Source organism: Seinonella peptonophila (genome assembly GCF_900129355.1).
Taxonomy (GTDB): Bacteria; Bacillota; Bacilli; order Thermoactinomycetales; family Thermoactinomycetaceae; genus Seinonella; species Seinonella peptonophila.
Map to the genome: position 1 here is coordinate 146,879 of NZ_FQVL01000002.1, position 13,653 is coordinate 160,531.

Genomic DNA, 13,653 nt, shown 5'->3' on the forward strand with positions numbered 1-13,653 from the left:
ATGAAAAGTCTTCCCTAAAATGGTCACAAATACTACAAAAAAAGCCTCCCTGCAGTCGGAGGCGTCGGTAACAGTCCGACTACTAATTATTAATATACTTCTCAAATATATGCCCTAGATCTTTTGGAACATACTTTTTCCGAGCTGCAACTAACCAATTAAATGCAAACTGATTTAAATCTTTAAATTGATCCACCAAGTTGTTTTCAGACCCAATTCGATTCAATGTATTGGAAGCAAGGTCAAGACTTTGTTTTGCATACCCAAACAATGCATCATTGTCATGGTTTGTTTCTGCTATTTTGATCAATGCTTTATATAAATCTTTTACCTCGTCTAAGTGTTTTTTATGTACGTCTATTGAATAAGAATTTTGCCCAATTGAAAATTTAATTTCAACATCCAAATCTACCGTGCCAGCTGTTTCTAATAAGACATTTTTAATTTTATTGTTTGCATAATTATAGCGGCGTAATGTACGTTTCTTACTTGCCGCACTTAATCCATCAACATGTACAAACGCTAAATTTGTAAAGCAATATTCATCTGATTTCGATTTGATAAGGAAATAAATTTTCTCATCATCTTCATGTAAAATATAATCATCTGCATCCACTTTGTCATAATCTTCAGGTTTGATGACCGTACCAACATCTCCAATTCCTAATACATCTGCTGCTACTTTTTTAAACATATAGAGCCATCTCCTTTTGGATTGACCGATTTTATAATCTGAATCAATATCAATTATATCATATTAAAAATGATAGTATTGATTAAAATTGTATGAAGTTGGTTTTTGCATTGAATTTAGGGACGGATATGAATTGAAGCAAAAAAAGCCAGATCGAAAGAGTAGTATTGTTCTTCTCCCTCGTCTGACACTGGTTCTTATCCAACCTAATGGACATTAGCTTCCTGCGGGAACTGATTGATTCTCACGCTCCTCTTCATCACGAAGACGATGTGCAACACGACTTGCCGCATTGGCAGCGATACTAGCAACTAAGTCATCTAAGAATGTATTGACAGGTCCATTTTTCGTTGTGTCTAATTCCTTAATCAATCCAATTTTATTTTTATCTAAATAGCCAAAACTGGTGACTGCAATGCTTCCATACCCAAAGACTGATCCCAAAGCCAAAGTTTCATCGCAACCAAATAACCCCTCGTCTTCTTTGACAAGCGATAGTAAAGGTTCAGATAAGAGCCCTTGTTCAGCTAATATGTCTAACTCTGTTCCTACCAACACAGCATGTTGCATTTCGCGTTTATTTAGTACAGCATGAACACTTTCGATACATGTCTCAAATTTTAAATTTGGATTATATACTGCTTGCATTTCCCGTACAATCTTAGCGATCGCTTCAACAGTGACCCCTCGTTTATTTAGTCGTTCCATAACAGCATGTTTTACTTCTTTGCTATGCACTCGTTTCATTTCTCATGCCTCCCATGACGGATCACGTTTTACATATGTTATAATGAGCATACGCTCAATTCCCTTATTTTACAAGGAGGTTTTTGTATGGACTTTGGAATCGTTGCTTTTCCACGTAAAGATGTTCAGGACACTGCTAACTCATTTCGGAAGCGATATGACCCACACTATACATTTATTCCACCACACATTACCTTAAAAGAAAAATTCACAGCTGACGAAGAAGATCTATCACATATCGTACCAAAACTCAGTAAAATCGCAAAGGAAAGTCAACCCTTCACCATTCAAATCAATAAGGTAAGCCACTTTCACCCTGTTACATCAACAATCTATCTAGCTATTGATGAACAAAAACCTCTACATGACCTTCATCAAAAGATTCATGACATATTTCCAAACACTGACCATCCATATGAGTTTATTCCACATGTGACAATCGGTCAAAAGATGCGTGAAGAAGAACTTCACGATGTTTATGGACGATTACGCATGCAAACTTTTGATTTATTCAGCATAATTGATCGCTTTCATCTTATGTATCAATTAGAAAATAAATCGTGGAGTATTCATCAATCATTCATCTTTTCCGATTTATAAAATGAACCAAAACTCCCCATGCCTAAATCAGTTGAATGGCTTGGGGAGTTTTAATTACTGTTTTCAATATAGCGCAACGGTTGAGGAGAATTCGATTCTTCAACCATCACCGCCGGATATACATTTTCAATATGCGTAAAGACTGATTCAGCATTTACTTTTTGGATACTTCCACGAATCCAAAATCGATTCTCTTCCCACATAGGAGGGAAACCACTTAGACGAACCGAAATCCATTTATTACCAACAAGCAAAACTGGTCCTGAGGAAGAGATAGCCAATTGATAGAGGTCAGTTAAGACAGGGGGACCTTGCCCACGTTGTGTTGAAGTTACTCCATTGATCCGCAACCACTTGCGAGCTTCAATAGTAATCGGTAACGTTCGAATCAAGGCAAGATAGACGGGTTGAAAAAATTGATGATAGATATCGCTGATCTTTTCAGCTGCTAACCATCGGAAAAAGGTTTTCATGGTGTTTAGAAAAATCTTACTGGAGGTAGGAGTCGTTGAAACATGATCCAGATACCAAACCGTAAAGAAATGGATTAATGTATCTCGATCCAACTGCTTCCAATCGAAAGATTGTCCATAACGATCAGACAGAAAGCGAAATAATAATTCGAATGAATCACCATAAAGTGACTGTGTCTTTTTTTGTAGCGGAGATACACAGGTTACAAAAAACTGTTCAAGTTGTTGCATGATTTTTAAGGGTAACCCTGGTTTTTGATTTGCTTCTTTCTGCTCCATCGCATCGAGGATCACTGAGTCATCTACACTCCCTAACACATCCTCTGAAGCCGCAACTAGCTCTTCAATTCTTTCCAGTTCTTTTGCTCGTTGGATGGAATAGCCGAGAACTCTCCAAACATGGTTTCGCGTCGTATAATCTTTGTGCTCCTCATCGGGATGATTAAATTTCTCTAGTTGCACGAGTATCTCCCCTCTCATCTCATGCACAAAAGATGTATAAGGGCCAACAAATTGATAATGATTTCCAAAGCGAATCAGACGGGTAAAGACGAGATCCCCTTTTTCAAATGTAGAATGTTGACAAGTATGTATCTCAATCTTAACACCATCGAATAACCTATGGAAAAGCATCCTCTCTTCCCTTATGTCGATCACTTCATAGCATGATAAAGATAAATCTTTAAAACTATGAATCAGACGCTCTTGTTCTGTAGGAACCGGAAAAGATCGTATCCAACGATCTACTGGGCGTTCACCTTCCATACAACAAGCGTCAAACAATAACCAATACGCAAAAGATACATAAAAATGCTGGGGAATTGGTTGGTCCTGTTCAAGCTGGAGTAACTCCTTAAAATGTGATGACCACTTACAATGCTTTTCATCAGACCAATGCTTTTTAAACCAGTGTACTAACTCTGATTTGCCTTGCATAAACCATTCCCTCTCACGGCGAGCCTTTACTTGCTCTGCTTGAGAGAAGGCAATAACACGTTCACAACATTTCTTATATTTCTTATGACTACCACATGGGCAAGGATCATTGCGTCCAGCCATTCTTGACACCTCAACTCATTTCCTTGCCTCAAGTATAACGAAAATAATCGTTTAATACAAAGAAAAATTTGAAAAAAAATCAATTAATTAACATTTATTCCCAAATTCATCTTAAACAAATTGTCTGCAATACAAATAGAAACAACTAATTCTTATATTCCCGTTTTTTTCAAAAAAAAACTGCAATGCCTTTCATCATTGCAGGATTGAACGATGAACCATGAACAGAAATGAAGGTTAATCTAAAATTTTAATTTTCACCGTACGCCTACCCCATGATTGGCATTCTTCTTCGGAGTCCATAAAAAGATCGATAATATGACCCTTGATTGCTCCACCTGTATCCTGAGCAACTCCGTAACCATAGCCTGGGATATATAAACGAGTCCCTAAGGGAATCACTTTGGTATCCACAGCGATTGTACCTCGTTTTGGCATAACTCCTGTAGCTGTCGGGTTCCCTGTATGCGTGTAAGCGGTCGCTTCGACAGTCATTGTTTGCCCTCCTTCTGGTGGGCCATTTTCTTTCTCTTTTGTTCCCAATAAGACCACTTCGGGCTCTGGCTCAATTTGCTTAACAAGTCGTTTTTCACCTGTTGAAACAAGCTGACCATTTTTTAAGTTGAGAACAACTTCAAATACTTTCTTTCCTTTTTTTCCTTTTGTTTTTACTTTTTTCTTGCCTTTTTCTAAGTTATCATCCTTTTCTTCTTTTTTCTCAAAAGGCAACTCTGAAATCTCTTTTTTCACCTTCTGCTCATATTGGTCCACCGTAACTGTCATTCCATCCGTAATTCTTTGATTGACAGGTGTTAATAACTCATGCCAGGCGGTGAGTTTTACTTTCTTTTCTTGCAGAAAGCCACCAACTGTTTGTTTGGTCGTTTGATAAGTACCGACTTTTTTACCACTAAGAACGAAGTTCACTTGACAATTGCATTGAAGCTTAACAGGAGTTTCTGCTTTTACTTCCTGATCCCAAGGAATACTCGGTTTATATTTCTTCTTCAAAACCGTTACATTTTGACCATTTTTCTGTAAAATCTGGGCCAACGTACCCTTTGGTTGAGAAATGATTAGGGGTTTCTCTTGGTCACTCTGTACAATTGTCAATTTTCCATCTTGCTTTTGCTCCTTAGCAGTTCCTGAGGAACATCCCACAACAATCAACAGCGGGAGCACCAACAACAGACCTCTCAGAAGGTAATTCTTCATCCAAGTCCTCCTCAATTATGTAGCTATAAGCAAAGACTTATTATACAAAACACTATTAATATAGGCAAGATTATTGTCCGCTATATCTTCCCCTATGAGGGGGGCGAAGGGACAAAACGAGGTTTAGTCTGAATTGAGTCTGGGCCATATAGCTCAATTGTTAACTGTCCATCTGAAATATTCGTCACAATAATGATGGGTTCATTTAATTGATTACGAAAACAAAAATCAGGCCCATACCATGATACTGCTGCATCACGTTTCCTAGGTACGTATGTAACTCGCTTACTATGGCTATATCGTTCTATAATTTGCAGTCCTGCTTGATCCACACTGTTAAACAGAGTAGAGGAAGTCTGACAAATCCCTCCACCGATCCCCTCACTATACTCTCCTTTTACAATCACTCGTGCTTGCCGATACCCTCTCGTTCTAGAACGCTTCCCTACTACTCGATTAAAAGAAAATGTCTCACCTGGAAGAAGAATTTTGTGATCTATTGCTTCTGTAGATAAATATATGTTATGAGTGCGATTTTTATTTTTTTTATTAAAATTAGTTGTATAACTTCCTATCTTTTTCTCCTTTAAACGCAAACATTGATCGGTTGTTAATTTTGGCTCCCATTCAATAACAGGTAATAACTGAGGGGAACCTAAATAAAAATGGGGTAAATCTAGCCAATTTGCCAACCTTTTTCGATCAACTTTCCTTCCAAGTTGATGGGGTTGAAGTTCCCCATCTAAAAAATAGGCAGATTGAGCTGATTGATTGATTTTTGGTTCTACATTCTCTTGTATCCATTCAAAAAATCGTTGGCGATCAATCGTCGTAGGATCTATCCCATCAAATCCAATCTTATTTAAAGGCAAAATAAAATGCTGATCCTGAAAGATCAAATCAAGTGTCTGCGGGGGGTGGTTAGCAGATGCCTCTTTCCAATTTAGCAATAAAAAACTAATCATCATCACCATTGTTAGTAGAATTCGGTGTCTTCTCATGATTATCTCCCTCCTAACAATAGTCTGTCCAAGATTGGGGATGATATAAGATCAGAAATGATTACGACAATCTTTTGTTCAATTTGTAACAAATATAAGGCGAAAAACAAAGCAATTCATGAAAATAAAAATAATAGTACGTGAAACATTGTACAAAGTATCGAGGCCCGAGTACACTATAGGTGAAACCACCAAAAAGTGGTTAGAACAGATCAATTTTCGGCAACGCTAATCATAATCACTGCTAGTAGAGGAGGGACTCTTAATGGATTCAGTAATTTGGAGTCGCCTATTAACAACGGAAACGCTTGCATTTCATATCATTTTTGCAACGATAGGTGTCGGAGTACCTGTTTTTATCTCCATTGCAGAAGGGCTGGGACTCTTAAAGAAAGACCCTCATTACCTCTTAATGGCTCGCCGCTGGACGCGGGGTTTTGTCATCACAGTGGCAGTAGGTGTCGTAACGGGTACATGTATCGGAGTGATGCTCTCATTGCTCTGGCCTCAATTTATGCAGCTTGCAGGTAACGTCATCAGTTTGCCTCTTTTTATGGAGACTTTTGCATTCTTCTTTGAAGCAATCTTTTTAGGAATATATCTTTATACATGGGATCGTTTTAAAAAGCCAATCTATCACTGGCTTACTTCCATTCCGATCATTATTGGTTCTACCTTTTCTGCAGTTTTTATCACAATGGTAAATTCCTTTATGAATACACCTGCGGGTTTTACGATTGATAAACCATCAGGTAAATTTACATCGATTGACCCAATTGCTGCTATGTTTAACCCTGCTACTCCAACAAAAGTAGCGCATGTTGTCTCATCAGCCTATTTAGCTTCAGGCTTTTTACTGGCTAGCATTGCTGCCTACTTCATTCTACGAGGGCGCAATCATGAATATTTTAAGAAAGCATTAAAATTAACCATGATTGCTGGATTCGCACTCTCTTTATTAACCATTCTCGCTGGCGACTTCTCTGGTAAATTTCTAGCTAAATACCAACCAGCCAAGTTAGCTGCGATGGAATGGCATTTTGAAACAAAGAAAGAAGCACCGCTTATCGTAGGTGGAATTTTAGACAAGGATACACATGAGGTTAAATATAGCTTCAAAATTCCATATGGACTCAGTATTTTAGGCTTAGGTTCACCAGAAGGGAAAATAACGGGGCTTCAAGATATACCAAAAGATCAATGGCCACCTCTTTTTATCCACTATACATTTGACATGAAGGTTACGATTGGATTCTACTTAGCCGCAATTGCCACGCTCTTTCTCTTGCTTTGGTGGTGGAAACGAGGTAACGAGTGGCATCCTTGGTTAATGCGTGGTATTCTGCTTGCTGGTCCACTTAGTTTTGTGGCAATCGAGCTTGGTTGGATCACAGCGGAAGTAGGAAGACAACCTTGGATTATCCAGGGAATTATGCGGGTACAACATGCAGCTACCTCTTCTAATCAAGTTGGACTCATCTTCGTCCTATTTACGATTCTCTATTGTTTGCTCGCTGTGATCTGTACGACTGTTCTTTATCGACTCTTTAAAGGGAAAGGTCCTGAAAAAGAGCTGATCGAGCGTAAGTGGGAGTCGGACGTGGAGGTGGTAAACTCATGAATCTGGCTTATATTGGAATTACCGTTCTATGGCTATTTGCTTATGGTTATCTCATTATAGCCTCAATTGATTTTGGAGCAGGCTTCTTTTCTTATTACAGTATGTTGACTAGAAAAGAGCATGTTGTAAATCGAATTATTGAACGCTACCTTTCACCAGTTTGGGAAGTAACCAATGTTTTTCTGATTTTCTTCATAGTTGGTTTTATCGGCTTCTTTCCCGATACAGCTTACTATTATGGAACTGCGTTATTAATTCCTGGCTCAATCGCGTTAATTCTTTTAACAATTCGTGGGTCGTTTTATGCCTTTGCCAACTACGGTGTTCGTAAAAATAAAATATATATGTTTCTATACGGGATGACAGGACTTTTTATCCCTGCATCACTATCAACAGGTTTAACAATATCCGAAGGTGGATTTATCACGAAAGAAGCAGGAACAGTCCTCTTTCATCCTGATCGACTCTTTGGTAGCCTGTATTCCTGGAGTGTTGTTTTTTTAGCGATTGTAAGTATTTTATATATCAGCGCAAGTTTCCTTACCTATTATGCAGATCGGGCTCATGATTTTCCAGCTCGTCAGCAGTTGCGCACCTATGCACTAGCTTGGAGTATGCCGACGATCCTTGCCAGTTTACTAGTCTTCTGGGGCTTATCTATGCATAATCCAACACATTTTGCCCGAGCACTAGACTATGCGTGGATGTTTGCCGCTTCCTTGGTCTGTTTTCTTGGATCGCTCTATCTTATTTGGAAGCAAAAAAAATTTGGTATCGCTTTTTTACTTGTGATGTTTCAATTTGCTTTTGCTTTCTTTGGATATGGAATCTCACATCTTCCCTATCTCCTCTACCCTTATATACACATCCGGGACGCATTAACACACACTTCAATGGGATGGGCATTAGTTGCCGCCTTTATTGCTGGTCTGTTCTTACTTGTACCCGCAATAGTTTTATTGCTACGCCTGTTCCTCTTTAATGCGGAATATGTGAAAGGTGGCAAAGAAGGTAAATAAAGTTCATCTATACAGAATCGGCTAACACCCTTGCCATGCACTGCTCAGCAAGGGTGTTAGTAAAACCGATCATGGGCCTGTTCTTGTTGGCTTACACCAAGGGTGGTAATAGCTATTACCGACCCGTTCCAGCTCTGTAACCGGAGCACTCGTTCCACAGCCAGAGCATGTTGCTCGACAGGTCATGTTGCTCCCTTCGGGATTATCTCTAAGATAAAATGATCTCTTCTCTCAACATTATATTCTAATTTATTGACAATAACGAAACATTTATGGTTAATCAGGGAGATATAAAACATAAAAACTTTAAATATTATAATAACGGGCCCTCTAGGCTTTCACCTAGCTGAAATTCACCCCAACTTAGCAAGCTGGACATATGGGAGAATCTTTCAGAAAGAATGCAAAAGGCCTCAATTTGAGTGTTTAAAGTACAATCAACGATTGACTGTCTCTCCAATTACTTCTATACTCCCCGTACCTCTTTGAAGCATTTTAGAATGTACTTGAGAAGGCTGTAGTCGCTCCAAAAGATACTGTATCGCTGTTTCTGGTTTTACTAGATGCCCACAAGTATAACAGTCTAGTGCAGCAAAACCTTTTTCAGGATAGGTATGAATGGAAATATGACTTTCTGACAACATGACTAACACAGAGACTCCTTGTGGTTGAAATTGTTGACTTTGTGACGAAAGTACAGTTGCTCCGCTTAATTCTACTGCTTTGATCAGATATTGCTCCAAACCTTCTCGATCATTTAAAAGATCAAAAGAAACGCCCCAAACATCCACAGCAACATGTTTACCAAATGTTAAATGCTCCATTTCTTGATCTCCTTCCTAGCAAAAATAGTACAAACTACATCTAGATCTTTTTTCACTATGAGGAGGTCAATATTTTTTATTCCCACCCGTTTCAGTGAATATTAGACCTCGATTTGCAAGCGCTTCCAATGGTTTGTAATATAGTCTTATTTTGCTTGTATATTCGCTTTAAGCCCCTTAAAAATAACTATTTTCTGCTGCAATGACTGCTTGTCCAAAACGATCTGTAATCAGGTCAATCTCATCATCAGTAACAATCAATGGTGGCAAGAAACGAGCCACACATTCATTCCTACCTCCAAGCTCCAAAATAAGCCCTCGTTTAAAACACTCTTTTTGGATTTGCCTAGCTAACCTAGGATGCGCTGGATAAGTTCCCAATTGATCTGGTTCCTGCTGTTGATCCACGATCTCAACACCAATCATTAAGCCTCTACCACGTACCTCACCTATTGATCGCGTTGCCTTTTGCACATCCATAAGTTGCCTTTGAAGTTTCTGACCCATTTTCTCTGTATGTGCCACGATATGATTTTCTTCAATAAAGCGCATGGTTGCAGCTCCTGTAGCCATTGCCAATTGATTACCACGAAATGTTCCATCATGCGCCCCAGGAGTCCATACATCTAAAGATTCATGATAGACAACCACAGATAATGGTAGTGAACCACCCACTGCTTTTGAAAGAAGGAGGACATCTGGTTCAATATCTGCATGTTCAAATGCAAAGAACTTCCCTGTTCTTCCTAATCCAGTTTGGATTTCATCAACAATAAGTGGAATTTTATGCTGCCTTGTAAGCGAGCGAATGGATCGAATCCATTCAACAGGCGCAGGAATCGCTCCGCCCTCGCCTTGTACTAGCTCTAGGATCATGCCAGCAGGTGGGACAATGCCGCTTTCAGGATCAGATAATACTTGCTGAATATAATGAATGCCTGTTTGTGCACCTGCTAATCCACCTTGTCCAAAAAAACAACGATATGAATACGGATAAGGCAAAAAATGAACATCGTTCATTGATGTAGAAACACGTTGCTTAGCATGTAAATTCCCTGTCAAGGAAAGTGCCCCTTGTGTCATTCCATGATAACCTCCATGAAACGAAAAGAGACTCCGTCTTCCAGTTGCTGTTTTTACTAATTTGAGAGCAGCTTCAACAGCATCCGCACCAGTAGGACCGCAGAACAAGATTTTTGCTCTTGAGCGGAATCTATCAGGTAGATGGGCAAATAATTCCTCAATAAAGTCATCTTTGACTGGGGTAGCAAAATCAAGCGTATGTAGCGGAAGCTTTGAATCGAGTACTTTTTGAATCGCTTCTACTACCACAGGATGATTATGACCTAAAGCGAGTGTGCCGGCACCCGATAAACAGTCATAATATTCATTTCCATTAACATCTTTTATCTTTATTCCGTTTCCTTCTTTTAGCACAATCGGCATATGTCGAGGATAGTAACGAGTATTTGACTCTCTCTTTTCTTGATTTGCAAGGTAATCACTATTTTCTCTTAATTTCATCTGCCTTGCTCACCTCTATTTTGTATAAGATAAACAATGACAAAAAATGACTTCTAATAAAACCAATTAAGGCAAATTAATTCATTTAGAAAAAGATTACCATCATTTTAAAAATGTATCAACTTATATATTTATAAAATATCCAAAAGAGAGGAAATTTACATTTATTAACACCAAAAAAACCACTTTTGATAAAGTGGTCTAATTTATAGATAAACTTATTTTGGTACATTATCTTATGAATTCTGTGAACTATAGTTGCTTTACTAACTCTTTTTTTGATTCTTCTACAATCCATTGGAAAATTTTTTGTGCATGAATCGTTTCTTCTATCATACACTCTGGATGCCATTGTACACCCAGTACATTATGATATTGCTTGCTTTCAAATGCTTCGATCACACCATCTCGCGCTCGAGCCACAATAGAAATATCTGATGGATAGTCTCGGATCGCTTGATGATGCATACTATTTACACCTATTTGTTTTTGTCCAAGAATTTGGTATAGCTTGGAATCCTCCTCAATCTGAATGGCGTGCATTTCATGATTGCGAGGAATTTTTGGGAAATGTTCATTTGCTGTTGGTAACTGTGAACCAATATCTTGATAGAGTGTGCAGCCTAAAGCAACACCTAATAATTGATGGCCGCGACAAATACCCAAAATGGGTTTCCCAGCTTGTAAAAATGCTTTTGTCAACGCCATTTCTGCTCGATCTCGCTCTGGTGAGATATCACCTAGATTAGGCAGGGGGTCTTCGCCGTATAATTGAGGATCAATATCCCATCCTCCAGTCAGAATTAAGCCATCTACTTGTTCCACATACTCCTGAATTAATTTTGGATCAGTTGTAAATGGAAAATAAAGTGGAACCCCTTCCGCTTGGATCACACCATCTGCATGCTCCTGACTGACAAAAAGGACTTTTTGCTCTGTCATGCCAACTTTCTGATTTACCTCAACAGAAACTGTAATACCAATAATCGGTCGACTCATTCCGTTCTCTCCTTCATTTCAATTCCTAATCACATAAATATTATAATCAATTTTCATAAAAGTAACGATATGCATATCAATATTTGACCTCTATTTTTCACATAAAAGACTCTTCATTTTGAATTATTTTATGTTATTATTTTGGAGATCATTGAAATGCAAAGCGAATTTTCCTAAGTATTGTGTCTTGTCATTATTTAATCGAATGTTCAGACTATTAAATCGACCAACTTTTACAATTAAATATGATTTTTTGTTCAATTTTATTAAAAAATCATGTTAAACTAATGATTAATTATTTAACTATATTTTTTAAACCGTTCATATTCCAAAGAGCTAAAGTAAAGATTAGTACTAGCTAGACACTGATAAAGGGGCTATCTCATGTCTAATCAACAAGCAAATACACCTCTTTTTACTACCTTACTCAATCATGCAAAAAAACAACCCGTACCATTTCATATTCCAGGTCATAAAAAAGGGAAGGGTGTTGATCCCGAATTCCGAGCATTTATTGGTTCCGCCGCTTTCCAAATCGATTTGATCAATATTTCACCACTAGATGATTTACATCACCCACAAGCTACAATACAAGAGGCTCAAGAGTTAGCAGCACATTTATTTCATGCGGATCACACTTTTTTCTCTGTACAAGGAACGAGTACAGCGATTATGACAATGATATTATCCATTTGTAAACCTGGTGATAAAATCATTGTTCCAAGGAATATTCATAAATCTGTGCTTTCTGCGCTGATATTAGCCGATGCCATCCCCATATTTATCCAAGCTGAAATTGATAAAGAATTATTGATTTCACATAATATTACAACTGAACAAGTGGAACAGACGCTAAAGCAACACCCAGATGCAAAGGCTATCTTATTAATCCATCCCACTTACTATGGAGTCGTTTGCAACATTGTAGAAGTAGTAAAGATGGCGCAACAATATCATATACCAGTCTTGGTTGATGAGGCACATGGCGCGCTTTTCTCATTTCACAAAGATCTACCTATATCTGCAATGGAAGCAGGCGCTGACCTTGCAGCAACTAGTTTGCATAAACTGGGTGGATCATTAACACAAAGCTCATTACTCAATCTCAAACAAACGCGTGTCAATCCTCAACATGTCCAATCGATTTTTAACATGATGACCACTACATCAACTTCCTATTTATTATTAGCATCATTAGATACACAGCGAAGATATCTAGCCCTTTATGGTCGACAATCGATTGACCAAACACTTCAACTAGCAAAGTACGCGAGGGATGAGATTAATCAGATCCCTGGGCTTTATTGTCCAGATGAGCAACTATATGAATATCATTCCGTTCATCAAGTTGATCCTACAAAATTGATTATTCATCTAGAGCAAATGGAGATCACTGGTCACGAGGCTGAAATTTGGTTACGTCAAAAACATAGGATTGAAGTAGAATTAAGTGATCTTCATAATATTTTATGTATTATTTCAATTGGTGATGATCAAGAATCTATTAATCAGCTCTTATTTGCTTTACGCGACTTATCAAGTCACTTTTATCAACAAAGTCAAAACAGAGTCCAACATATTACGATTCCTGATTTACCTGAATTGGTGATGAGCCCTCGTGAAGCATTTTATCACACTCAGGTACGCTCACTTCCACTTGAACAATCAATCCATTATGTGAGTGCAGAATCCATCACGATTTATCCACCAGGTATTCCAATCTTACTTCCTGGGGAACGAATTACCCGAGAACATATACTTTATATAAAAGAAAATTTGGAAGCAGGTCTTCCTGTTCAAGGAACATTAGATCCAGAAGTTACAACAATTCGCGTTATCTATTAGTTAAATCATCAAAAAATAGGAGCCTAGAATAA

12 protein-coding genes are annotated in these 13,653 nt (G+C 38.2%); 4 read left to right on the plus strand and 8 right to left on the minus strand.

Annotated elements, in window-relative coordinates; all coding sequences use genetic code 11:
- Positions 1-82: 82 nt before the first annotated feature.
- Together BUB71_RS05065 and BUB71_RS05070 are read right to left on the minus strand one after the other, a co-directional pair.
- A complete protein-coding gene (locus BUB71_RS05065) occupies positions 83-694 on the minus strand; it encodes a PH domain-containing protein (RefSeq protein WP_073153293.1) in 612 nt (203 codons plus the stop codon).
- 216 nt (positions 695-910) lie between these two features.
- The gene (locus tag BUB71_RS05070; protein WP_073153297.1) at positions 911-1,441 is read right to left on the minus strand and encodes a phosphatidylglycerophosphatase A family protein; all 531 of its coding nucleotides are present in this window, start codon (positions 1,439-1,441) and stop codon (positions 911-913) included.
- 87 nt (positions 1,442-1,528) lie between these two features.
- On the opposite strand from BUB71_RS05070, the gene BUB71_RS05075 reads away from it, so the two are divergent.
- Positions 1,529-2,041, plus strand: coding sequence for a 2'-5' RNA ligase family protein (locus BUB71_RS05075; protein WP_073153302.1), 513 nt, complete (start codon positions 1,529-1,531; stop codon positions 2,039-2,041).
- A 50-nt stretch (positions 2,042-2,091) separates the two neighbouring features.
- Here the strand turns inward: BUB71_RS05075 and BUB71_RS18820 are convergent, their stop codons facing one another.
- From BUB71_RS18820 to BUB71_RS05090, 3 genes are all read right to left on the minus strand, one after another.
- Positions 2,092-3,573 (minus strand): SEC-C domain-containing protein, encoded by a 1,482-nt coding sequence (locus BUB71_RS18820; RefSeq protein WP_139278987.1) that lies wholly within the window; start codon positions 3,571-3,573, stop codon positions 2,092-2,094.
- A gap of 237 nt (positions 3,574-3,810) precedes the next feature.
- Entirely contained in the window at positions 3,811-4,788 is a 978-nt protein-coding gene (locus BUB71_RS05085) for a G5 and 3D domain-containing protein (protein WP_073153306.1), read from the minus strand.
- Between the two features lie 92 nt (positions 4,789-4,880).
- Entirely contained in the window at positions 4,881-5,789 is a 909-nt protein-coding gene (locus BUB71_RS05090; RefSeq protein ID WP_084731122.1) for a VanW family protein, read from the minus strand.
- Positions 5,790-6,054: 265 nt separating this feature from the next.
- On the opposite strand from BUB71_RS05090, the gene BUB71_RS05095 reads away from it, so the two are divergent.
- Together BUB71_RS05095 and BUB71_RS05100 are read left to right on the plus strand one after the other, a co-directional pair.
- Complete coding sequence (locus tag BUB71_RS05095; RefSeq protein ID WP_073153310.1) at positions 6,055-7,410, plus strand: cytochrome ubiquinol oxidase subunit I; 1,356 nt, start codon at positions 6,055-6,057, stop codon at positions 7,408-7,410.
- A complete protein-coding gene (locus tag BUB71_RS05100) occupies positions 7,407-8,429 on the plus strand; it encodes a cytochrome d ubiquinol oxidase subunit II (protein WP_073153313.1) in 1,023 nt (340 codons plus the stop codon). The genes BUB71_RS05095 and BUB71_RS05100 overlap by 4 nt, the downstream gene beginning before the upstream one ends.
- Positions 8,430-8,866: 437 nt before the next feature.
- Here BUB71_RS05100 and speD read toward each other — a convergent pair whose 3' ends face one another.
- From speD to BUB71_RS05115, 3 genes are all read right to left on the minus strand, one after another.
- Positions 8,867-9,253, minus strand: a complete 387-nt coding sequence (speD, locus tag BUB71_RS05105; RefSeq protein ID WP_073153316.1) for an adenosylmethionine decarboxylase — start codon at positions 9,251-9,253, stop codon at positions 8,867-8,869.
- A gap of 177 nt (positions 9,254-9,430) precedes the next feature.
- On the minus strand, positions 9,431-10,777 hold the full coding sequence (locus BUB71_RS05110; protein ID WP_073153320.1) for a diaminobutyrate--2-oxoglutarate transaminase: 1,347 nt from the start codon (positions 10,775-10,777) through the stop codon (positions 9,431-9,433).
- Positions 10,778-11,029: 252 nt separating this feature from the next.
- On the minus strand, positions 11,030-11,776 hold the full coding sequence (locus BUB71_RS05115) for a gamma-glutamyl-gamma-aminobutyrate hydrolase family protein (RefSeq protein WP_073153323.1): 747 nt from the start codon (positions 11,774-11,776) through the stop codon (positions 11,030-11,032).
- Positions 11,777-12,160: 384 nt separating this feature from the next.
- Between BUB71_RS05115 and BUB71_RS05120 the strand changes: the two genes are divergently transcribed.
- A complete protein-coding gene (locus BUB71_RS05120; protein WP_073153326.1) occupies positions 12,161-13,621 on the plus strand; it encodes an aminotransferase class I/II-fold pyridoxal phosphate-dependent enzyme in 1,461 nt (486 codons plus the stop codon).
- Positions 13,622-13,653: the final 32 nt, after the last annotated feature.